The organism is Bacillus sp. 1A, assembly GCF_052682215.1.
Genome location: NZ_JBQYLZ010000001.1, coordinates 2,968,497 through 2,992,986 on the forward strand (window position 1 = coordinate 2,968,497; position 24,490 = coordinate 2,992,986).

General features: G+C 34.3%; 18 protein-coding genes and 1 pseudogene. 16 read left to right on the forward strand and 3 right to left on the reverse strand.

Annotated features, from left to right (window positions below; genetic code table 11):
- The first annotated feature begins 184 nt into the window (after positions 1-184).
- From parE to ACUN0F_RS15115, 3 genes are all read left to right on the forward strand, one after another.
- Positions 185-2,149, forward strand: a complete 1,965-nt coding sequence (parE, locus tag ACUN0F_RS15105; RefSeq protein ID WP_001062189.1) for a DNA topoisomerase IV subunit B — start codon at positions 185-187, stop codon at positions 2,147-2,149.
- Position 2,150: 1 nt separating this feature from the next.
- Complete coding sequence (gene parC / locus ACUN0F_RS15110; protein WP_001147486.1) at positions 2,151-4,574, forward strand: DNA topoisomerase IV subunit A; 2,424 nt, start codon at positions 2,151-2,153, stop codon at positions 4,572-4,574.
- 228 nt (positions 4,575-4,802) lie between these two features.
- Positions 4,803-5,834, forward strand: coding sequence for an oxidoreductase (locus ACUN0F_RS15115; protein ID WP_264461973.1), 1,032 nt, complete (start codon positions 4,803-4,805; stop codon positions 5,832-5,834).
- A 56-nt stretch (positions 5,835-5,890) separates the two neighbouring features.
- Here the strand turns inward: ACUN0F_RS15115 and ACUN0F_RS15120 are convergent, their stop codons facing one another.
- Positions 5,891-6,334 (reverse strand): VOC family protein, encoded by a 444-nt coding sequence (locus tag ACUN0F_RS15120; protein ID WP_445539618.1) that lies wholly within the window; start codon positions 6,332-6,334, stop codon positions 5,891-5,893.
- An 82-nt stretch (positions 6,335-6,416) separates the two neighbouring features.
- Here ACUN0F_RS15120 and ACUN0F_RS15125 point away from each other — a divergent pair, with 82 nt between their 5' ends.
- Positions 6,417-7,361 carry a helix-turn-helix transcriptional regulator gene (locus ACUN0F_RS15125; protein WP_264461975.1) on the forward strand — a complete coding sequence of 315 codons (945 nt, stop codon included), beginning with the start codon at positions 6,417-6,419 and terminating at the stop codon, positions 7,359-7,361.
- A 95-nt stretch (positions 7,362-7,456) separates the two neighbouring features.
- Here ACUN0F_RS15125 and ACUN0F_RS15130 read toward each other — a convergent pair whose 3' ends face one another.
- A complete protein-coding gene (locus ACUN0F_RS15130; RefSeq protein ID WP_002008301.1) occupies positions 7,457-8,059 on the reverse strand; it encodes a TetR/AcrR family transcriptional regulator in 603 nt (200 codons plus the stop codon).
- Positions 8,060-8,214: 155 nt separating this feature from the next.
- On the opposite strand from ACUN0F_RS15130, the gene ACUN0F_RS15135 reads away from it, so the two are divergent.
- The 10 genes and pseudogenes from ACUN0F_RS15135 (at position 8,215) to ACUN0F_RS15180 (ending at position 21,215) form a co-directional block, all read left to right on the forward strand.
- A complete protein-coding gene (locus tag ACUN0F_RS15135; protein ID WP_097994587.1) occupies positions 8,215-9,108 on the forward strand; it encodes an ABC transporter ATP-binding protein in 894 nt (297 codons plus the stop codon).
- Positions 9,101-9,907 carry an ABC transporter permease gene (locus ACUN0F_RS15140; RefSeq protein ID WP_264461977.1) on the forward strand — a complete coding sequence of 269 codons (807 nt, stop codon included), beginning with the start codon at positions 9,101-9,103 and terminating at the stop codon, positions 9,905-9,907. The genes ACUN0F_RS15135 and ACUN0F_RS15140 overlap by 8 nt, the downstream gene beginning before the upstream one ends.
- 289 nt (positions 9,908-10,196) lie before the next feature.
- A pseudogene (locus ACUN0F_RS15145) lies at positions 10,197-10,731 on the forward strand (sigma-70 family RNA polymerase sigma factor).
- A 12-nt stretch (positions 10,732-10,743) separates the two neighbouring features.
- Positions 10,744-11,742 (forward strand): anti-sigma factor, encoded by a 999-nt coding sequence (locus ACUN0F_RS15150; RefSeq protein ID WP_088064178.1) that lies wholly within the window; start codon positions 10,744-10,746, stop codon positions 11,740-11,742.
- Positions 11,743-11,759: 17 nt separating this feature from the next.
- The gene (locus tag ACUN0F_RS15155) at positions 11,760-12,797 is read left to right on the forward strand and encodes an LCP family protein (protein ID WP_445539619.1); all 1,038 of its coding nucleotides are present in this window, start codon (positions 11,760-11,762) and stop codon (positions 12,795-12,797) included.
- Between the two features lie 205 nt (positions 12,798-13,002).
- The gene (locus ACUN0F_RS15160) at positions 13,003-14,265 is read left to right on the forward strand and encodes a dicarboxylate/amino acid:cation symporter (protein ID WP_088608903.1); all 1,263 of its coding nucleotides are present in this window, start codon (positions 13,003-13,005) and stop codon (positions 14,263-14,265) included.
- A gap of 348 nt (positions 14,266-14,613) precedes the next feature.
- Positions 14,614-16,326 carry a peptide ABC transporter substrate-binding protein gene (locus ACUN0F_RS15165; RefSeq protein ID WP_445539620.1) on the forward strand — a complete coding sequence of 571 codons (1,713 nt, stop codon included), beginning with the start codon at positions 14,614-14,616 and terminating at the stop codon, positions 16,324-16,326.
- 337 nt (positions 16,327-16,663) lie between these two features.
- Complete coding sequence (locus ACUN0F_RS15170) at positions 16,664-18,370, forward strand: peptide ABC transporter substrate-binding protein (RefSeq protein ID WP_088064175.1); 1,707 nt, start codon at positions 16,664-16,666, stop codon at positions 18,368-18,370.
- Positions 18,371-18,675: 305 nt separating this feature from the next.
- On the forward strand, positions 18,676-20,382 hold the full coding sequence (locus ACUN0F_RS15175) for an ABC transporter substrate-binding protein (protein ID WP_445539621.1): 1,707 nt from the start codon (positions 18,676-18,678) through the stop codon (positions 20,380-20,382).
- A gap of 113 nt (positions 20,383-20,495) precedes the next feature.
- Entirely contained in the window at positions 20,496-21,215 is a 720-nt protein-coding gene (locus tag ACUN0F_RS15180; protein ID WP_098115791.1) for a class I SAM-dependent methyltransferase, read from the forward strand.
- Positions 21,216-21,255: 40 nt separating this feature from the next.
- On the opposite strand, the gene ACUN0F_RS15185 is transcribed toward ACUN0F_RS15180, so the two are convergent.
- Positions 21,256-21,639, reverse strand: coding sequence for a hypothetical protein (locus tag ACUN0F_RS15185; protein WP_048544012.1), 384 nt, complete (start codon positions 21,637-21,639; stop codon positions 21,256-21,258).
- A 135-nt stretch (positions 21,640-21,774) separates the two neighbouring features.
- Here ACUN0F_RS15185 and ACUN0F_RS15190 point away from each other — a divergent pair, with 135 nt between their 5' ends.
- Together ACUN0F_RS15190 and ACUN0F_RS15195 are read left to right on the forward strand one after the other, a co-directional pair.
- Positions 21,775-22,110: a hypothetical protein gene (locus tag ACUN0F_RS15190; RefSeq protein WP_445539622.1), complete on the forward strand. Its 336-nt coding sequence runs from the start codon at positions 21,775-21,777 to the stop codon at positions 22,108-22,110.
- 250 nt (positions 22,111-22,360) lie between these two features.
- A complete protein-coding gene (locus tag ACUN0F_RS15195) occupies positions 22,361-24,460 on the forward strand; it encodes a vWA domain-containing protein (protein WP_445539623.1) in 2,100 nt (699 codons plus the stop codon).
- Positions 24,461-24,490 lie beyond the last annotated feature (30 nt).

A 24,490-nucleotide genomic window follows, 5' to 3' on the forward strand; every position in this document is an offset into this window, starting at 1 on the left:
TTCTCGTTGACAAACGATTATTTTTCTGAAATAGTAGCCTAGAGGAATCCTTGTGAAAAAACAAGGATTTTTCTATTGAAAATGGTATATAAAAGAGATAAGATAACTTGCCAAAACTATAGTCGAGGCGTTATTCTATAATAGAAACATATGTTCTGATTTGATTAGGAAAGGGGCAAGGAGTTTGGCGAAGCATCAGTTCCAATACAATGAAGATGCAATTCAAGTGCTAGAAGGACTTGAAGCCGTTCGAAAACGCCCGGGTATGTATATCGGGAGTACGGATAGCCGTGGATTGCATCATTTAGTATATGAAATAGTAGATAACTCCGTTGATGAAGCGTTAGCGGGATTTGGCGACGAAATTTCTGTCGTAATACATAAAGATAATAGTATTAGTGTTATTGATAAAGGGCGAGGAATGCCTACGGGAATGCATAAACTTGGGAAACCTACACCTGAAGTGATTTTAACTGTACTTCATGCCGGTGGTAAGTTTGGTCAAGGTGGCTATAAAACAAGTGGTGGTTTACACGGTGTTGGGGCATCAGTTGTAAATGCCTTGTCAGAATGGTTAGTAGTAACGATTAAACGTGACGGAAATATTTATGAACAACGCTTTGAAAATGGTGGTATTCCTGCAACGACACTGGAGAAAATCGGGAAGACGAAAGAGTCTGGTACGACAATACATTTTAAACCAGATACAACGATTTTCAGTACAACAAATTACAATTATGAAACATTATGTGAGAGATTACGTGAATCGGCATTCTTATTAAAAGGAATGAAAATCTCGATAAAAGATGAACGTAATGATTTAGAGGATGTCTTTCATTATGAAACAGGAATCGAAGCTTTCGTTTCATACTTAAATGAAGAAAAAGATTCAATCCATCCGGTTGTATATTTTACTGGTGAACAAAATGGAATTGAGGCAGAGCTAGCATTTCAATTTAACGATGGCTACTCAGAAAATATTCTTTCGTTTGTAAATAATGTACGTACAAAAGATGGTGGAACACACGAAGCTGGGTTTAAGACAGCAATGACACGTGTGTTCAATGAGTATGCTCGTAAAGTATCGTTATTAAAAGAAAAAGATAAAAACTTAGAAGGTACAGATATTCGTGAAGGTGTAGCGGCTATCGTGTCTGTACGTGTACCAGAAGAAGTACTTCAGTTTGAAGGGCAAACGAAAGGGAAACTTGGTACAAGTGAAGCTCGTTCTTCAATTGATGCAATTGTATCAGAGCATTTAGCTTACTTTTTAGAAGAAAACCCGGATGTTGCTACACTTCTTGTGAGAAAGGCAGTTAAAGCAGCGCAGGCACGTGAGGCTGCTCGTAAAGCGAGAGAAGAAGCGCGTACTGGTAAAAAGAAAAAGAAATCAGAAGGTACATTAAGTGGTAAGTTAACACCAGCACAATCACGTAACCCGCAAAAAAATGAACTGTACCTAGTAGAGGGTGACTCTGCGGGTGGTTCCGCGAAACAAGGTCGAGACCGACGTTTCCAAGCGGTATTACCGTTACGTGGTAAAGTAATCAATACAGAAAAAGCAAAACTTGCTGATATCTTTAAAAATGAAGAAATTAATACAATCATTTACGCTATTGGCGGTGGTGTAGGGAATGAATTCGCTGTTGAAGATATTAACTACGATAAAATTGTAATTATGACCGATGCTGATACAGATGGTGCGCACATTCAAGTATTGTTACTAACGTTCTTCTACAGATATATGAAACCACTTATCGAAGCTGGCAAAGTATTTATTGCACTTCCTCCTTTATACAAAGTAAGTAAAGGAAAAGGTAAGAGTGAAGTGATTGAATATGCATGGTCTGATGAAGAATTAGATGGTGTAACAAAAAAAGTCGGTAAAGGCTACATGCTACAGCGCTATAAAGGACTTGGCGAAATGAATGCCGATCAATTATGGGAAACGACGATGAATCCTGAAACACGTACGTTGATTCGTGTAAAAATTGACGATGCATCAAGAGCGGAGCGCCGAGTTACGACATTGATGGGTGATAAGGTAGAACCTCGCCGTAAATGGATCGAACGAAATGTACAATTCGGTATGCAAGAAGAAGGAAACATTTTAGAAAATGAAATGATTATGGAGACGGAGGTGGAATAACATGCAGGCAGAGAAGTTTCATGACCTCCCGCTTGAAGACGTGTTAGGTGACCGCTTTGCACGTTATAGTAAATATATTATTCAAGATCGCGCGCTTCCAGATGCGCGTGACGGTTTAAAACCGGTACAAAGACGTATTTTATATTCTATGTATGTAGAAGGAAATGTACATGATAAAGCATTTCGTAAATCAGCTAAAACAGTTGGTAATGTTATCGGTAACTACCATCCACACGGTGATTCCTCTGTATATGAGGCGATGGTACGTTTAAGTCAAACTTGGAAAGTACGTAATGTTTTAGTTGAAATGCATGGTAATAATGGTAGTGTGGATGGCGATCCAGCAGCGGCAATGCGTTATACGGAAGCACGATTATCACCAATCGCATCTGAGTTGTTGCGTGATCTTGATAAAGAAACAGTAGAATTCGTGTCAAACTTCGATGATACGAGTGAAGAACCTGTTGTACTTCCAGCGATGTTCCCGAACTTACTAGTGAACGGATCGACAGGAATTTCAGCTGGTTATGCAACAGAAATTCCTCCGCATCACCTTGGGGAAGTAATTGATGCGACGATGATGCGTATTGATAAGCCAAATAGTACTGTTGATGATTTATTAACAGTTATGAAAGGACCAGATTTCCCGACAGGTGGTATTATTCAAGGGATTGATGGTATCAAAAAAGCGTATGAAACAGGAAAAGGTAAAATTATTATTCGCGGAAAAGCTGAAGTTGAAACGATCCGTGGTGGGAAGCAACAAATCGTTATTACAGAAATTCCGTATGAAGTAAATAAAGCGAACCTTGTTAAAAAAATGGATGAATTACGTCTAGATAAAAAACTAGATGGAATTGCTGAAGTACGTGATGAGACAGATCGTACAGGTCTTCGCATCGTTGTAGAGTTAAAAAAAGAAGTAAATGCTGAAGGTATTTTAAATTATTTATATAAGAATACAGATTTACAAATTCCATATAACTTTAATATGGTAGCGATAAATAATCGTCGTCCGACACTTATGACATTACCTAAGATTTTGGATGCATATATTGGGCATCAAAAAGAAGTTGTTACGAGACGCTCACAATATGAATTAAGAAAAGCAGAAAACCGTCAACATATTGTAGAAGGTTTAAAGAAAGCATTATCGATTTTAGATGAAGTGATTGAAACAATCCGTGCTTCTAAAGATAAACGTAATGCAAAAGATAATTTAAGTACGAAATTTGGATTTACAGAAGCGCAATCAGAAGCAATTGTTTCGCTGCAACTATATCGTTTAACGAATACAGATATTACGGCGCTAGAACAAGAAGCAGACGAGCTTAATAAGAAGATTATAGAGTTACAGTCAATTTTACAAAGTGAAAAAAGACTTCTTCAAGTTATTAAAACAGATTTGAAGAGAGTAAAGAAAACATATAGTGATGATCGCCGTGCTATTATTGAAGAACAAATTGAGGAAATTAAAATCGATGTGGAAGTTATGATTCCGCAGGAAGATGTCATCGTTACTGTAACGAAAGAAGGATATGTGAAACGAACAGGTTGGCGTTCGCATAATGCATCGAACGGAAAAGACTTCGGTATGAAAGAGGGTGACATCTTACTGGAGCGATTCGATACGAATACGACAGAGACAGTCCTCTTATTTACGAATAAAGGAAACTATATATATCTGCCAGTATATGAAATGCCAGAAATTCGTTGGAAAGATTTAGGTCAACACGTTGCGAATCTCGTTTCACTCGAGCGGGATGAAATGATTATTTGGGCGACCGTCGTACCGAATTTTGAAGAAGAAAAACGATTTATCGTATTTGTTACACGAAATGGTATGATTAAGAAAACAGAATTAAACCAATATAAAGTTCAGCGTTATTCAAGAGCGTTCGTCGCTGTGAATTTGAAAAAAGATGATTATGTTGTAGATATATTTGCAACAGATGGAACGAGTGATATTGTTCTTGCAACCTATGGTGCATATGCACTTATTTTCCATGAAGATGAAGTAAGTCCAGTTGGTGTAAGGGCCGCTGGTGTGAAAGCCATTAATTTAAAAGAAGATGATTATGTCGCTTCTGGTAAACCGTTAAATGGTGACAAAGATCAACTTATTCTCGTAACGCAGCGAGGTGCTGTAAAACGTCTAAAAGCATCAGAAATTGAGAAATCAACGAGAGCAAAGCGAGGCCTTGTTATTTTTAAAGAGTTAAAACGTAATCCATACCGTATTGTCGGTATTGAAATTGTTCGAGATGATGAACTAGTATATATGAAGACTGAGAAACACATTGTAGAAGAAATTGATCCGAAAGCGTATCGAAATAAAGACCGGTATAGTAACGGTAGTTTAGTGCTAGATGTTAACGATACAGGTGAAGTTATTGAAACGTGGACAAAAAAACGACCGGAATAAAAAAGCATCTTGCTATGAATAATGGCAAGATGCTTTTTTCTAGGCAAATTATTATGTAAATAATAATAATCTTGTTATAATAACTGAATGAAATCGTTCTCATAAAGTGAAACTTTAATCAATCGGACTTTTACGAGCAGTTGATTCCGCAACTAACTTCTTTACTTTCGCTGAATTTTGAGGTAGGGGTCTTACTGTCCGTTAAAGCGGGATAAATGGAGGGGCAACATGAAAAAAATAGGTGTAGGGATTGTAGGATTTGGATTTTCTAGTACAACATTTCACATTCCATTATTACAAACGATAGAAGAATATGATATTCGTGCTATTTTATCATCAAAAGAAGAACTCGTGAAACAAGCATTACCAAATGCTGAAGTTGTTGGCACAATTGAGGAATTAGTAAATCGTGCTGATATTGACTTAGTGGTCATTACTTCACCGAATACAACTCATTTTCCATATGTAAAAGAAGCGATTTTACATGGTAAGCATGTAGTTGTGGAAAAGCCATTCGTTGTTTCAATTGAAGAAGGCGAAGAACTAATTTCATTAGCAAAACAGCATAATGTGGTGTTAAGCGTATATCATAATCGCCGTTTTGATAATGATTTCTTAACGATAAAGAAATTGTTAGAAGAAAACAGAATAGGGAATCTATACGCATATGAAGCGCATTTCGATCGTTTTCGCCCGAATGTACGTGATCGCTGGAGAGAAAAGAATTTACCAGGATCAGGTATACTATATGATTTAGGATCGCATGTAATTGACCAAGCATTATCATTATTTGGGAAACCAGATGCGATAAGTGCAGATGTAATCAAACAAAGACCAGGTGCAGAAATTGATGATTACTTCCATGTTATACTTCATTATGGAGTAAAGCGTGTCATTTTACATAGTAGCAGTTACGTAAAGCAAGCAGGTCCACACTTTACACTGCATGGAGATAAAGGTTCTATCGTGAAATACGGTATGGATTCACAGGAAGAACAATTAAAAAATGGAATGAAGCCAGGCGATAACGGTTATGGAGTAGATGCTGAAGAGAATTTTGCTACTTTACATACGGAAGAAAATCTAGAGCGTATTCCAACAGAAGTTGGCTGTTATGACATGTATTATAAAGGTGTAAGAGACAGTATTGTAAATGGTGAGAAACCACCTGTAACAGCACAAGAAGGCTTAGAAGTTATTCGACTTATTCAATTAGCGATTGAAAGTAGTGAAACCGGTAGAGTCATCACTGTAAAGTAAAAAAGACACGAATTTCGTGTCTTTTTTACTAGGAATATGTGAATATGGATAATTATTTAGTTTAATCGTTTGTCATACATTAACTGGATTTGTATGCCGTAAGGATCTTCAATAATACCATATGCTTCACTAAATATATTTTTTTCTAACGGAGAGATTATCTTCACATGCTTATCGGAAATTAAATTATTATAAAACCTTTGTATTTCTTCTAAATTAGCGCTTTGAATGCAAAGTGACATGTTATTTCCAACGTTATAACGCTCATTAGGCTTCCTTGTATCTTCTGCTATCATTAGCTTTGTATTCCCAATTTGTAAAACAGAGTGAGCAATATGATCTTTATTTTCACTTGTAATTTTAAAAGAACTATCTCTTTTGGCCAGTTCTTCATACGTCACAATCATTAAATTCTTGGCTTCTAAATTACGTGTGTAAAAATTAATTGCCTCCTTTGCTTGCCCATTCATTGAAAGAAAAATAGCTATTTCTAATGTCATAAATATATAACTCCTTTATTAGTTAATAATTATAATATAGACTAAAAAGGTTTCAATACATGACACCTTTTGGGAGGGAAATATGAAAAAAACGGAACGAATAAATGATATGCTTATTTTCTTAAATAATAAAAGATATTTTAATTTAAAAGATTTAATGGCTAGATATGATATTTCTAAAAGTACCGCGTTGCGAGATATTCAATCATTGGAAGAAATAGGTGTACCAATATATTCTGAACTAGGTAGAAATGGAAGTTATAAAATTATAGAAAATAGTGTGTTATCGCCAATTTATTTTAGTGTGGATGAAATGTATGCGTTATACTTTTCGATTCTTACACTAAATGGATACAAGACAAAACCATTTAATGTAGAAAGTATTGCGCTTGAAAATAAATTTAAACATGTATTACCTGATAATGTGAGTAAAAATATTTCAATCATGGAACGAACGCTTTCTTTTGAAGTAACAAATCATAGTAATTTTAGTCCGTTCTTAAAAGAAATTTTACAGGGGATTTTTGCTGAGCGAGTTTATCATTTAACATATTTAAAAAAAGATGAGGAAAAAGTATTGGTCGCCCAATTTATTCGAATAGAATCTAAATTTGGCCAGTGGTATGCTAAAATCTTTAATTTTGAGACAAATAATGTTCAAATAATTAGATGTGATAAAATTCTTTCTATTGTGGAAACAAGCAATACGAATCCAAAAAATCTTGAAGAATTATTAAGCTATCTTACTACTTTTCACAGAAAGCCGGATGCAATTGATTTTCGTGTCATTGTTAATCAAAAAGGAAAAGACATTTTTGATAAAGAGAATTATCCTTCCATGAGGATACAAAAAGAAAATGAAAATTACATTATAACAGGCTATTTTAACAAGAAAGAATTTGATTTTATTTCAAGTTATTTTCTGAATTTCGGCGAAACGATTATCTCAATTCAGCCTGTTATGCTAAAAGAGTTAATTTATAATAAGGTATTATCTATAAAGCAGCATTTAACTTCGTTAAGATAAAGTTAGTATTAATAATTTTTTTAACACCAAAAAGCCCTTGAGATCTAAATATCCAAAGGGCCTTTTGGTGATTTTATTTGTTCTTTAGAAAAAAATTATTTTTCTGGGACGGAGAGTCCATAAAAGAACATCGTAACGATATCTTGTATATGTTTTTCACGATCTCCTTCAAGAAGCTGTGCCCCGAAATCATCACCTAGTTTAGTGAACATTTGAATGTATAGTAACATCATTTCTTTAGTAAGGTGAGGGTTAATTTCATTTTTTTGCTGTGCTTGTTCTAGTATTTCTAAATACCAAGGCAGGATTTTTTCGTTTTGATAACTATAAATAAACTTTCGGAGCTCTTCATCTCTTTGCATCATTTGTAGTAACATATCCGGCTGAAATAACCCACCAGTATTCATTTTTCTTACAATCATTTTTTGCATCATTTCATGAAAAGGTAATTTTTCCTCTGCAAGATCTTTATAATATTGAAATTCAGATATGATAAAGTCTTGTATAAGCTCTCTAAATAACGCATCTTTACTTCCGAAATGATTATAAATGGTAACTTGAGAAACATTTGCTTCTTTTGCAATATGTTCTATTTTCACTTCATTAAATCCACGTTCTGAAAATAATAAGAAGGCCGCCTCTTTAATAGCGCGTTTTTTCTTTTCTTTCACTCTTTCAAAGCCGTTCAATGCAATCACCTCAATTAAAATATACAAGAAAAAATAATGGAAAACAATATTTTTGAAATATGGACATATAAATATTTCAAAAAGTTGTTGCGAATATGAAAGATGAGGAGTACAATAATTTTGAAATATCACATATTAAATATTTCAAAAAATGAGGTGGAATTATGATTTCAGTTCAAAATGTCACAAAACAGTTTTCAAATGGAAAAGGTTTGTTTCATATTACATTTGATGTAAAAGAAGGGGAAGTATTCGGTTACTTAGGACCAAATGGTGCTGGGAAATCCACAACAATTCGTAATTTAATGGGATTTATAAAACCGACAGCTGGTAAAGCGACAATTTTTGGATTAGATTGCTGGGATGAAGCAGCGAAAATTCAAAGAGAAGTTGGTTATTTACCAGGAGAAATTTCTTTTATTGAAGGAATGAACGGATTAGATTTTTTAAAGTTAATGCAAGGAATGCGTGGGTTAAAGGATACGAAAAGACGAGATGAATTAATAGAACGTCTACAATTTGATGTGAAAACACCGATTCGAAAAATGTCTAAAGGAATGAAGCAAAAAGTAGGAATTGTTGCTGCTTTTATGCATGATCCGGAAGTGTTAATTTTAGATGAACCAACATCAGGACTTGATCCACTTATGCAGCAAGTATTTATAGATTTAATAGTAGAGGAAAAGCAAAGAGGGAAAACAATCCTTATGTCATCGCACATTTTTACTGAGATTGAGAGAACTTGCGACAGAGTGGCTATAATTAAAGATGGTCGCCTTGTAACAGTTGAAAATATTCATGATTTACAAAGCAAGAGACGACAGGTAATAGATGTAACCGTATCATCGCAAGAAGAGATTGAATCTCTTACACAATGTAATTTGCAATTTGAAGCGGTGAAAGGTAGAGAAGCATCGATTATTGTGCAAGGAAACTATCAAACTGTTTTACAAACACTTTCAAACTATAATGTAACGGCGCTTCAAACGAGAGCAATGGATTTAGAACATTTATTTATGCATTATTACGATAAGAAAGAAGGGGTAAAGCATGAATAAGCAATTGTTTTTAGCTAGTTTGAAAGAAACACAAAAAAGTATTTTGAGTTATGCAACTGGTGCAGCTTTATATTTATGGTTGATAATTTGGATATTCCCTTCAATGGTATCGGCGAAAGGGTTAAATGAATTAATAGGTGCTATGCCTGATAGTGTGAAAAAAATTGTTGGCATGGAAAGTCCGATTCAAAACGTAATGGATTTTTTAGCTGGCGAATATTATAGTTTATTGTTTATTATCATATTAACAATTTTTTGTGTAACAGTTGCAACGCATTTAATTGCTCGTCATGTCGATAAAGGAGCGATGGCATACTTGCTAGCAACACCTGTATCTAGAGTGCAAATTGCAATCACGCAAGCGGCTATTCTTATATTGGGACTACTGATCATTGTAGCTGTTACGTATGTAGCGGGTATAGTAGGTGCAGAATGGTTTTTAGAAGATAATAACTTAAATAAAGAATTATTCCTGAAGATAAACGTAGTCGGAGGGCTAATATTTTTAGTCGTTAGTGCGTATTCATTTTTCTTTTCTTGTATATGTAATGACGAAAGAAAGGCACTTAGCTACTCAGCAAGTTTAACAATTTTATTTTTCGTAACGGACATGGTAGGTAAATTAAGCGATAAGTTAGAGTGGATGAGAAATATATCATTATTTACGCTATTTCGTCCGAAAGAAATTGCTGGGGGAACATATAATATATGGCCAGTGAGTATAGGTTTAACTACTGGAGCACTTTGTATTTTCATAGTAGCAATTGTAGTGTTTAGAAAGAGGGATTTACCGTTGTAAAGTAGAAAGTCCACGGATAGAGTGGGCTTTTTTTGATGAGGAGGAAACGAATGGGGTGCAGCTATATATATGATGTAGAAAAGTCATTATTGTTTTATGAGAAAATAATTGTTTTAAAGTTGTCGATCCAAATGGATATGTCCTCAGAGTTACGTATAAAAAAGGTAAACATGAAGAATGTTTACCTTTTTTTATGGAAATATTCAAAAAAATGAACCTTTTTCTAGGCTCATCCGTCTAATACATGTAAAGTTAAATTTGAAGTGAGGATGAAACAGGAGGAGCAATTGTGAAAGTAATCCCTTTATATAAAATGATTGTAAAAGAAGAAACCGATGTTTCCTTAGCGAAAAAAGGTGATCATGAAGCGTTTATGGCGCTTATACATACAGAAAAAATGAAGATGTATCGTATTGCAAAGGCTCTGTTACGTGATGAGACAAATATAGAGGATGCGATACAGGCAACAATTTTAAAAGCCTATGAAAATATAAAAAAAATTAAAGAAAGAAGAGTTTTTTCAAACTTGGTTAATTCGAATTTTGATAAATGAGTGTAACAACATTATTAGATCATACAAAAAGATAATGGTAATAGAAGAAAATGATTACAATATGAGTGCTTGTGATCAGTATGAAGATATAGATTTGTGTAATGCGATTCAATCATTACATGAAGAGTTAAGAGCGGTTACGGTGCTTTTTTATTATGAAGATATGAATCAAGAAAGTATAGCGAAGCTTTTAGAAGTGCCAAAAGGAACAGTGAAATCGAGATTGTCACGCGCGAGGGAACAATTGCAAAAGCGATTAAAGATGGAATAGGAGGTGTATAGGGTGGATAACGAAAAATTATTTGATGAGAAAATAAAAAAGAGAATAAAAGAAGAGAATGTTATAGTACCACCAGAGTTAAATGAAAAGATTAATCGTACACTACATAATCTTCCGGTAAAAAAGAAAGGTTACAGAGTTTATATGATGGCTATAAGTGCTGCGGTTCTAACACTGTCCATTGTGTCTATGTCGGAGTTTTCTGATCAAATTTTTGCTCAAAATGGTGGGGTATTTGAATATGTAAAGAAAAAGGCGTTTTCTGATTATGAAAATGAAGAAGAAATAAAATCGAACGTAAACTATCCAGATAAAGAAAAGATTCATGAAAAGATGCTGGATTCCATTGATCATTTTAAAAATATTTCAGGACAATTTGAGGAATATTCTAGTTCGTCAAGAATCGCTACAACATACAAATATGCGATTGATACGGAGCAACAAAGAGGTATCTCTTCGAAAGAAGATAAGCTAACGAAAAAACGAACAATTATATATAACGAGGGCAAGAAAAAAGAATTTGATGATGAGAAGTATACATATAGAGAGACAAAATGGAGCCCGAAGGAAAGAAACTATGAACTATTAAAATTAAATCCTACGGAAAGATTATTGAGAAAATCAGGTGAAAAGAAACGATATGATGACGAATATGTGGGATTTGCGAAGTATAGTATGCAATCAGAATTTGCTGAGCTATTAATCCGATATAAAGATTGGAATTATAAAGAAACGAAGTATCTTGGACTTGATTGCTACAAAATAGAAGGGACAATAAACATAGAAATGCCTGTAAGTACATCTGAAGATTTAAGAGGGAAATTTGAAATGGTTGTAGAGAAAAATACGGGGATTATGCTAAAGTTCCTTAGTTTCCACGAAGGTATGATTCAATATTCGATTACAACTGAATGGATACAAATAAACAAAGGGTTGAAAGAGAATGTATTTCAAAAGGATAGTACTAATTATGAAAAATTGAAAAATATATTAGATGAATAGAAAACGGAGGGAACGATATGGAGAATACCTCTTCTTCAAGAGAAAAGAAAAATAAAAGACAATATAAAAAGACAATGATAATAAGTGTATTGTTAGTAGTATTATTATTTGGCGGAGTGGGATACGGTGCTTATGTGTATATGAAAACTTCTAATCTCGTACAAAAGTCTAGTTTAAATTTAGCGCGTGGTGAAAAATCACATTTACGTGAGAACACCGTAAAACCAATTGCAAATAATGTTTCACTTTTAATTATGGGAATTGATGAAAATCAAGAACGACAAAAGGAGTATAATGGTGCTTTTCATACAGATGCACTACTGTTAGCTACTTTTAATAAAGATGATAAGACAGTGAAATTAACGAGCATACCACGTGATACATATACATATGTTCCAGTTGAAAAGAAAAAAGATAAAATAACGCATGCGTATGGAAGTGGTTTCGTTAAAAATGGTAAAGATGGAGGACCGCAAGCTTCAGTGGAAGCAGTAGAAAAGTTGTTACAAGTGCCTGTTGATTATTTTGTGAAGTTTAATTTTAATTCATTTACTAAAATTGTTGATGGATTAGATGGAATTGAAGTAAATGTCCCAGTTGAATTTACGGAGCAAAATAGTAAAGATGAACCTGACGCAATCCATTTGAAAAAAGGACTACAAAAATTAACAGGGGAAGAAGCACTTGCACTGGCAAGAACGCGTCATATTGATAGTGATGCAATGAGAGGTCAGCGCCAACAACTTGTTATTGAAGCGATGTTAAGTAAATTAAAAAGTGTAGGCTCGATTACGAAGCTAGAAAAAATAGTTGAGGCGATTGACGGCGATTTTAAAACAAATTTAGTAATGGATGATATTTTATCTTTTTATAAATACGGTTTAAATGGTTCAGTTGAAAAGATTCAATTAGGCGGAGATGATTTATATTTACCTAACGGTCCAAATGGGCAACGTGTATATTATTATAACCCTAATAAAAAAGATCTACAGAGTTTGAGTAATACGCTTAGAACACATCTAGGATTAAGTGAAAAGCAGATTGAGGAGAATTAAAGCAGGCATAATGTCTGCTTTTTTATTACGTTTAATAGTATGGCATTTAAATTCAAATATTATATACTATTTTCAAATTATTGATAATAGTGTAACATAATTATGTGGTTTAAGTTAAATAGCAGGGGGGCTATTACATAAAATACATCATTAGCAATTATTGAAATCGTATGGGAGAAATGAACGAAACAGGGGAGTATTAAAAATGAGAATTGTAAAGAATTTAACATTCCAAGTTATTGTGGCAATTATTTGTGGTATTGCAGTAGGGGCAATTTGGCCTAGTGTTGGACAAGAGATGAAGCCAATTGGTGAAACATTCATCAATATGATTAAAATGGTTATTGCACCGATAATCTTTTTAACGATTGTGCTTGGTATTGCAAGTATGGGAAGTATGAAAAAGGTAGGTCGTGTTGGTGGTAAGGCACTATTATATTTTGAAATTGTTACAACAGCGGCTTTAATTATTGGTATCATCATAGCGAATGTTGTACGTCCCGGAGATGGATTAGATCCTTCGAAACTAAAGGGCGGAGATGTTTCACAATATGTACAAAGCGGGCAAGAAATGAAGTGGATGGATTTCTTTTTACATATTGTACCGTCTAACATGTTTGAAGCATTTGCAAAAGGTGATATTTTACAAGTTCTGTTTTTCTCCATTTTATTCGGTGCAGGGTTAACAATGCTCGGGAAAAATGGACAACCGGTTATTGACTTTTTTGAAAGATTATCAAAAGTATTTTTTAATATTTTATCTATTGTTATGAAGTTAGCGCCGGTTGGAGCATTCGGCGGGATGGCGTTTACAATTGGTAAATATGGTTTAAGCACGCTCATACCACTTGGTAAATTAATGATTTGTGTATATGCAACAATGGCATTATTTGTTTTTATTGTTTTAAATTTTATTTGTAAACTGTACAAATTTAGTTTGTGGAAATATTTAGCTCACATTAAAGAAGAATTACTCATTGTTCTCGGGACATCATCATCAGAATCAGTATTGCCGCGAATGATGACAAAGATGGAAGACTTTGGATGTTCGAAGCCGGTAGTAGGTTTAGTCATTCCGACTGGGTACTCTTTTAATTTAGATGGAACGACAATTTACTTATCTATGGCTACTATATTTTTAGCTCAAGTCTTTCACGTCGATCTTTCACTAGGTCAACAATTAACTATAATAGCTATTTTATTAGTTACATCTAAAGGAGCAGCGGCAGTAACAGGCGGGGGATTTATTGTATTAGCCTCTACTTTGTCAGCAATGAATGTTATTCCATTAGAAGGGTTAGCACTATTACTTGGTGTAGATCGTTTCATGTCAGAGGCACGTGCTATCGTCAATTTAATTGGTAACGGTATTGCGACTGTAGTTGTTGCAAAAAGTGAAAATGAATTTGATGAAGAGAAGTATACGAGAGTAATAGAGGAAATGAAAAAAAAGAAAATGGCCGGATAAAAAAGTCAGCAAAGCTGACTTTTTTATTTTTGTAGAAAAGAGGTTTGTTAGGATATACATTATTTATTAACAATAATTTACAAGTGTTTTATAGTGAAGGGATATAAAGACTGTCAAATCAATACATAGAATTCAATGGTGTATAGTGTTTCGAAAGATTGTGGAATTTTTATAAATATTACTGTAAAAAAATAATTTTTTAAAAATTTTCAATAATAACACTTTACAAAACTCAAAAAATTAGTAGAATAATAGTTAATAAGAATCTTCTGATAAATATATAAAGAAAAACAGAATTATCGGAAAATTCTTAAATGAGCGCGTTAAGAATTAGGGAGGGTACAGAAAGTGAAAAAGAAAAAAATGAAAAAACTAACAGCAGTTGTAGCACCAGTTGTAGCAATGAGTATGGCATTAACAGCATGTTCTACATCAGGCGGAGATAAGAAAACAAGCACAAATTCTAGCTCTGGCGGAGATAGCAAATCAGAAGAAAAATTAGCAGCGAAACAAGTATTAAATCGTACTGAAACAAATGAAATTCCAACGATGGATACTTCTAAAAATACAGATACATTAGGTTCTCAAATTTTAGGGAACACAATGGAAGGTTTATACCGTTTAGATAAAGATAACAAACCAATCTCAGCTGCGGCAGAATCAAGCACGAAGAGTGAGGATGGTAAAAAATATACATTCAAATTACGTAAAGATGCAAAATGGTCAAATGGTGATCCAGTAACAGCAAAAGATTTCGTATTTGCATGGCAACGTTTATTAGATCCAAAAACAGCTGCTGAGTATGCATTTATTGCATTCCCAGTCAAAAATGCAGAAGCGGTTAATAAAGGTGAAAAACCTGTAACGGAACTAGGAGTAAAAGCAGTAGATGACCTTACTTTAGAAGTTGAATTAGAACAAGCAGTACCATACTTCTTAAACTTAGTAGCATTTCCATCGTACTATCCATTAAATGAGAAGTTCGTGAAGGAAAAAGGAGATAAATACGGTTTAGAGTCTGATACAACAGTCTATAATGGACCGTTCGTTCTTACTGATTGGAAGCATGAGCAAGGATGGAAACTAAAGAAAAATGATCAATATTGGGATAAAAAGACTGTAAAACTAGATGAAATCAACTATAGTGTAGTAAAAGAAGTAGCTACAAAAGTAAATTTATATGATACAAATGCAATTGATTTTGCACTTCTATCAGGTGAATTCGTTGATAAGTATAGAAACAATAAAGAAGAGTTTGGGACTTATTCACAAGTAAGTACTTACTTTATTCGTATGAACCAAAAACGTGGTGGACAAGATACACCATTAAAGAGTCAAAAATTACGTGAAGCAATTGCCTACTCTATTGATAAGAAAAATTTAGCAAATGTTATTTTAAATGATGGATCTAAACCTGCGGACTTCTTAGTGCCGAAAGGATTAGCAACTGGACCAGACGGTAAAGATTTCCAAGAAACATTTAAAAACGGTATTAAACCAGATGCGAAAAAAGCAGCTGCTGCATGGGAAGCAGCGAAAAAAGAACTTGGAAAAGATCAAGTTACAATTGAGCTATTAAACTATGATACTGGTAATGCGAAAAAAGTTGGAGAATATGTTAAAGATCAAATCGAGAAGAATTTAAAAGGTGTAACAGTTAATATTAAACTTCAGCCGTTCAAGCAAAAACTAAAATTAGAAACAGAGCAAGATTATGATATTTCATATGGCGGTTGGAATCCAGATTATGCGGATCCAATGACATTCTTAGATATGTTTGAGTCTAAGCATTCTCATAACCAAATGAGCTTCTCTGATCAGAAGTATGATGAAATGATTAAAAAAGCTGGCGGAGAATTAATGGGCGATGCGAAGAAACGTTGGGAAGAGCTAGGACAAGCTGAGAAATTGCTTCTTGAGAAAGATGTAGCAATTGTACCTTTATACCAACGTGGTGATGCATACGTTCAAAAACCAAATGCAAAAGGTATTGTTCACCATAACATTAGCCCAGAGTATAGCTTCAAGTGGGCATATATGACTGAAAAGGATGGAAAATAATTTTAAACAGTAATACTATCTTTAAGTGGATGTATACAAGTTTCTTAGCTTATTTTGTAGTGAGAATCTCAATGTCCACAATAGAAAGATAAAATGATAGAGCATTCCAAAGGTAGATTCTTTACTTTTGGAATGCTTTTTATTATGAGATTAAATGTAAAAAATAATGGATATAAGGTTTCTATTGTGAAAGGAATAATTTTTAGAATATTTTAAAAATAACTTTACAAAACCAGAAAAAATAGTAGAATATTAATTAATAAGAATTTTCTGATAACTAATTATTAGGAAATTACTCAAATCTAGTTTCGTACATATAATTGGGGAGGGTACAAAAATGAAGAAAAAGATGAAAAAGTTCACGGCGGTTGTAGCGCCAGTTTTAGCGATGAGTATGGCGTTGACAGCGTGTTCTGGATCAGGTGGGGAGAAGAAAACAACTACGACGTCTAATGGTGGTGGGGAAGAGAACAAATCCGAAATTAAATACGCAGCAAAACAAGTATTAAATCGTACAGAGAATCAAGAAATTCCGACGATGGATACTTCTAAATCTACTGATACGTTAGGGTCACAAATTTTAGGGAACACGATGGAAGGATTATATCGTCTTGATAAAGATAATAAGCCAATCCCAGCTGCTGCAGAATCTAGTACGAAAAGCGAGGATGGCAAAAAATATACATTTAAATTACGGAAAGATGCAAAATGGTCGAATGGTGATCCTGTAACAGCGAAAGATTTCGTATTTGCATGGCAGCGCTTACTCGATAAAAATACAGCGTCAGAATACGCATTTATTGCTTACTATATTAAAAACGCAGAAGCAATTAATAAGGGTGAAAAACCGCTAACAGATTTAGGAGCAAAAGCGGTAGATGATTATACACTAGAAGTAGAATTAGAAAAGCCAGTACCATATTTCTTGAATTTACTAGCATTCCCGTCATACTATCCGTTAAATGAAAAATTCGTAAAAGAAAAAGGCGATAAGTACGGTTTAGAAGCAGATACAACTGTGTATAACGGGCCGTTCGTGATGTCTTCATGGAAACATGAACAAGGATGGCAGCTAAAGAAAAATGATAAGTATTGGGATAAGAAGACTGTGAAATTAGAAGAAATTAACTATAGTGTAGTAAAAGAAGTTGCGACGAAAGTAAACTTATATGATACAGGATCAATTGATTTTACATTACTATCAGGAGAATTTGTAGATAAATATAAATCGAACAAAGATGAGTACGGTGAGTATTCAGAAGCAAGTACATTCTTCTTACGTTTAAATCAAAAGCGTAACGGACAAGATACACCGTTAAAGAGCAAAAAGCTTCGTGAAGCAATCGCATTATCGGTTGATAAAAAAGGGCTGGCAAACGTTATTTTAAATAATGGTTCAAAAGCAACGGATCAATTGGTTCCAAAAGGGCTGGCGACAGGACCAGACGGTAAAGATTTCCAAGATACATTTAAAAATGGTCTGAAATATGATCCGAAAAAAGGTGCAGCAGCATGGGAAGCAGCGAAAAAAGAACTTGGAAAAGATCAAGTTACAATTGAATTACTAAGTTATGATGATGGAACTGCGAAAAAGATTGCTGATTATGTAAAAGATCAAATTGAGAAAAATTTAAAAGGTGTAACGATTAATACAAAAATTCAGCCGTTCAAACAAAAACTAAAATTAGAGACTGCACAAGATTATGAAATTTCTTATGCAGGTTGGAGTCCAGACTATGCGGATCCAATGACATTTATTGATATGTTTGAATCGAAGAGCCCATATAACCAAATGAGTTATTCAAATGCAAAATACGACGAAATGGTACAAAAATCAGGGAATGAATTAATGAGTGATGCGAAGAAGCGTTGGGAAACGTTAGGGAAAGCAGAAAAATTATTCCTTGAAGAAGATGCAGGGTTAGTTCCTTTATATCAAACAGGAAGAGCGTATGTAATGAAACCGAATGTAAAAGGAATTGTGAAACATAACATTAGTCCAGAATATAGCTTTAAGTGGGCTTATGTAACGGAAGGGAAATAGGAAAAAAGAGCGTTAAAAAAATATATTATTTATTTTTTTAACGCTCTTTTACTATTCAATTAAATTTAAATAAATAGAGAAGAATAAGAAAAGTGGTACTTACATATAGTAGATGGGGGAGAATTCGTATAGTAGTAATAGATTGTTATTGATTTAAATAAATTAATTATTATGAATGTTCTTTAAAAATACTTTACAAATCGCGAAAAATTAGTAGAATGATAATTAGTAATAATTTTCTGATAATTTAAATTTGAAATCTCTCAAAGTTAGTTTCGTACATATAAATTGGGGAGGGTACAAGAATGAAGAAAAAGATGAAAAAGTTTACGGCGGTTGTAGTGCCAGTTTTAGCGATGAGTATGGCGTTAACAGCGTGTTCTGGATCTTCTGGTGGGGAGAAGAAAACGACAACGACATCTAATAATGGTGGAGAAGAGAAGAAATCTGATATTAAATATGCGGCGAAGCAAGTGTTAAATCGTACAGAAACGAATGAAATCCCTACGATGGACACTTCAAAAAGTACGGATACACTTGGGGCACAAATTTTAGGGAATACAATGGAAGGTTTATATCGCCTTGATAAAGATAATAAGCCAATCCCTGCTGTGGCAGAATCTAGCACAAAAAGCGAGGATGGTAAAAAATATACATTTAAATTACGGAAAGATGCAAAATGGTCGAACGGTGATCCTGTAACAGCGAAAGATTTCGTATTTGCATGGCAACGTCTAGTAGATCCAAAAACAGCTGCTGAGTATGCATTTATTGCTTACTATATTAAAAATGCAGAAACAATTAATCAAGGAAAAGCAGAAGTAGCTACATTAGGTGTAAAAGCGGTAGATGATCATACGCTTGAAGTTGAACTAGAAAGACCAGTACCATATTTCTTGAATTTAATGGCATTTGCGTCATACTATCCATTAAATGAAAAATTCGTAAAAGAAAAAGGAAATAAATTCGGTTTAGAGTCTGATACAACAGTATATAACGGACCTTTTGTTCTTACTGATTGGAAGCATGAGCAAGGTTGGAAATTGAAGAAGAATGAGCAGTATTGGGATAAAAAGACTGTAAAACTAGATGAAATTAACTATAGTGTAGTAAAAGAACCAGCTACTAGAGTGAATTTATATGATACAGGTGCAATTGATTTCGCAATTTTATCAGGAGAATTTGTTGATAAGTATAGAAATAATAAAGAGGAGTTTGGAGCATATTCAGAAACAAGTACGTTTTACTTGCGTCTAAATCAAAAGCGTGGTGGGCAAGATACACCGTTAAAGAGCAAAAAGCTACGTGAAGCAATCGCATTATCCATTGATAAGAAAGCTTTAACGAATGTTATTTTAAATGATGGTTCAAAACCAGTGGATTACTTAGTACCAAAAGGTTTAGCGAGTGGACCAGACGGTAAAGATTTCGCAGAAACGTTCAAGAATGGTTTAAAACAAGACTCCAAAAAGGCAGCGGCAGCCTGGGAAGAAGCGAAAAAAGAGCTTGGAAAAGATCAAGTAACAATTGAATTGTTAAATTATGATACTGGTAATGCAAAAAAAGTTGGGGAGTATGTAAAAGATCAAGTTGAAAAGAATTTAAAAGGCGTGACAGTAAATATTAAACTGCAACCATTTAAGCAAAAACTAAAATTAGAATCAGACCAAGATTATGATTTTTCATATGGTGGCTGGAATCCAGATTATGCGGATCCAATGACGTACCTTGATATGTTTGAAACGAAAAATTCTCAAAACCAGATGAGCTACTCAAATTCAAAATATGATGATATTATTACTAAAGGTAAGACAGAATGGATGGCTGATGCAAAAAAACGTTGGACAGAGCTAGGGAAGGCAGAGAAATTGTTACTTGAGGAAGATGTAGCACTTGTACCTTTATATCAAAGTGCTAAATCATATGTTATGAAACCGAATGTAAAGGGAATTGTGAAACATAATATTAGTCCGGAATATAGTTTCAAATGGGCGTATGTAGAAGAGAAATAAAAAAGAGAAGAGCATTTTCAAGTTGCGGTATAGCACTTGGAAATGCTTTTTTTATGTGCACGATTTATTGATAGGTGAATATATGTATTATAGAAAATTTAAAGGAGAATTCTATGAAACGAAATACTTACATCGATTTCCTAGCTTATTACGGAATAGGAAGTGCTCATCCTGGTGGTTTTACGTTAACGAAACAATTGTTAGCACAATTGCCTTTTAGATATGGAGCAAATGTCCTTGAGATAGGCTGCGGTACGGGGAAAACAGCGGCATATATGACAAAAGAATATGGTTATAAAGTAACGGCGGTTGAAAAGAATGAGATTATGATTCAAAAGGCGAAAGATAGATGGTCGTTTGAAGGAATAGACATTCAATTAATTGAAGGAAATGTAGAGCAATTACCTTGTTTGCATGACTCATTTGAGTTCGTACTCGGAGAATCGATACTCGCTTTTACAGAGAAAGAAAGGGTTATCCCGGAGTGCTATCGTGTACTACAGAAAGACGGTAAACTTGTTGTCATTGAAATGATTATTGATAGGCACATTGAGAAGAGTGAGGAAGGAAAAATTGCCCGACTATACGGGATGAAAGAACTATTAACTGAGAGTGAATGGGTACAATTATTTCAGAAAGCAAATTTTAAAAGAATTACAATTGCTGGCGGTGGTACAATTGCAGAAACAATCTCGGGCTATATAGAAGAGCCAGAATGGAATGTATCCTCGCATATTCCAAATGAATTATATGAGGCATGGGTACAGCATGAAAATGTACGACTTATGTACCAACATATTTTAGGACATCGTATTTTTATATGTGAAAAATAAAGAAAGAGAGTTGACTAAAGCTAGTCAACTCTTTACTATGTTAAATGAAAAATAATGCAGCTAATGTAATTCCGAAGATGAAACCAAATCCGAGTTCAACGCCCCAGCCGCCGCCCCCCCAGCCACCACAACTACCGCAACCACGACCGCCACATCCACAGCCGCTGAATCCACCACCACAACCAAATCCGCAACTATCACATCTGCTAAGGCCCCCACAAAGGTCACAGCCACCGTTTGCATATGCGTCATAGTATCCAAATCCTGTATCAAAAGATGAGCGCTGTTGCACTGGTTCAATCCATACAGAGCTGTTTGTCACATCAATTATTTTGCCTAAATGAATACGACCATCACGATCTTCAATTCGAACGACTTTACCGAAATAACGTTGGCACGTATCGTAACATTTTTGTCTATGCATGTTCTTTCCTCCTTCTCCATTACAGTAATACGATATGTAATGGGGACAAGTGCGGCTTGTACGAATGTCCTATCTATCATAATTGTTAAAGGAAAGGGGAAATATAGGAGAAGGATATATAAGGAGGAAAAGGCAATGAAATCTACAGATCAGTTTCAGATATACGAAGTACCGTGGGAAGAGTTTATTGAAGCTTTGCGAGAGGAAATGAAGAAGCAAGTTGGGGCAGATATTATTGATACAGTAGTTTGCAATTTAGAAGATGGTTTTGAAGTGTATACATATGTGCAGGGGGATTTGGATTTTGAATATAAGGAAGCGCTGGAAAGGAAATATGGGAGTGATGCAAAAACTCCTAATGTGTTAACGATTATGTTACTAGCTAACATTTATAGTACAAGTGAAGAGAATATACGCTTACATGCGGATCATAAAGATAACCCGGTTGTTGAAGTGTATGTAAAGCAATAAATCAAACTTTTTGATATATGTTTTCAATATAAAAAGTAGGAAAAGTCTGTTTTAAGTTTAGAGCTTAAACAGGCTTTTTTACTTATAGTATCGGATAGAAAACGCTAGAAGGAATCATATTCAGTATATATATCTGTTTACATAATAAAGTTATGCTGCGCTAGTTGTCCTAAAATACAAGTCATATATCTTGTATCCTCTCATAAATTTAAACATAGGAATTTGTCTACAAAGGTGGCGAAGCCTCATCATGAAAATTCGAATTTGTGCCACATTCATGTTGTTTCTATTTATATGGTTACATCCTTTTTGGACTTTTGCAAAAGGAGAGGAGGCAAAGGAAAGGGTCGTTTCACTTGTATATGATGATTCGGGCAGCATGAGAAATAACGATCGCTGGAAATATGCCAATTATGCTTTGCAAAGTTTAGTTGCGCTATTAGATGAAAAAGATAAATTCTCTTATGTTCCAATGAGCAAGCCGAATGATCCATTAAACATTTCGTTAACGAAGGATAAGAGACAAACAGAAATTGAGGGAATTGGAGCATGGAAAACGTATTTAAATACTCCGTTTAGTGCAGTAGAGACGGCGATGCAATCTATAAAAAAGGAAGCAGATATAGATGGAAAACGTGAATTTTGGCTTATTGTCTTAACTGACGGGGCATTTAATGATTTAGAGAAAGATAAGGTTGGCGGAAAAGAACAAATTACACAGAAGCTAGCACAGTTTAAGAAAGAAATGGATGCAAAAAAGATATCGTTACATCCAATTTTAATTACGATGGAAGAGGATTTAGGGCAGCAAGAAAAGGCACAACTAAATACGTTTAAAGAAATATGGAAGAAAGAGATAAATGGCGTTACGATGCCATCTAGTGGAGAGGATGGTATTGTAAAAAGCGTCAATCAAGTGGCAGCATTAGTTGCAAATCGTGATCCGTTCTCCTCGGTTGAATCGATTGTAAAAACGAAAGTAGTAGGAAAGAAAGTAGAGATTACAACACCATTCCCGTTAAAGCGTATGACGCTTGTACGGCAATCGCCTTCTTTGTCTAATTATCAGGTCACACAAATTTCTAAACCATTACAATTACAATCTTCTTATTCCATACATGCACCAGGAGAAGCGAAATTATTCGGAAATATAGTTCATATAAGTACGGAAAATCACGAAGTTATTAAACCAGGAACGTATACGATAGAAGTGGATCGAGATATTGAGAAAGAAGGATTACAAGTACTAGTTGAACCGGCGCTTAACTATACTGTTTCTACTTATGACAAAGACGATAGTAGTCAAAAAAATGTGGAGAAAATGTACGAAGGTGTTACTGCTGTTATTGAAGCGAAGCCTACGGAGTTACCAATTCAGTCTTCATATTTTCAGTCAGAAGTAGAAATAGACGGAAAACAGTACCCGATGAAGTGGGACGATAAAAAACATGTATTTTACTACGAAACGAAGATTGATAAAGGGTTAGTGCGCGGGAAAGTTCATATGAACATAAAGGGGTTTTACAGACAGACGAAGGAATTTAAAATTGAAGTAACTGAAAACCCAAAATTATCATTGCAAACTATTACGAAAGATTATGAGGAAAAAGTAACGAATTTAGAGAATAGTAAACCGTTTATTATACAACCACAGTTAGATGGTAAGCCGATGACAGAAGAAGCTGTAAAGAAACTATTAAAATCTACTGGTGTCACATCTAAACAATCAATCAACTATGAAATAAAACAACAGGATAATCAAATTTATATTTATCCTCGCCCTCATTACTCCGACACATTCAATTTTACAGATACCGGCACCGTAGAAGCTACCATCGTAGTGCAAGATTCAAAATTACAAGAAGTAAAGAAAAATATATCACTTCATATTCAAAATGCACCGTTCTATGAAAAATATGCGCTTATTTTTAAGTTTGTTATTCCTATCACTTTATTATTGTTAGTAGTAGGAATAATTGTTTTAGGATGGATTGTTCGTCCAAGATTTCACCGAAAAGCACTATTGTATTACGAATGGGATCAAGAGGTAGCGAAAGATTGGTTATATCAATCTGAGCCAGAATTACTTAAAAATAAATGGTGGAAACACTATTTTGGCATTCCATTCCGAGCAGAAAGAAAGACTGTGCAATCCGTTACGTTTATAGCAAAGAAAGGATCGAAATCAATATTTGTAGCGAAAGAGTCACAAGTAGTAGGAATGATTATTGATGGGATGTTTATAACAGAAGATGAGGTTGGAATGGAACATAAGACGTTATATCCAAATGAACTTTTAGTAATTGATAGAGGGTATGGTAAAGAAATTTACAAATATGAGTGTGAATAGTAGATAGGGAAAAGGAGGGAGTCTTATCTT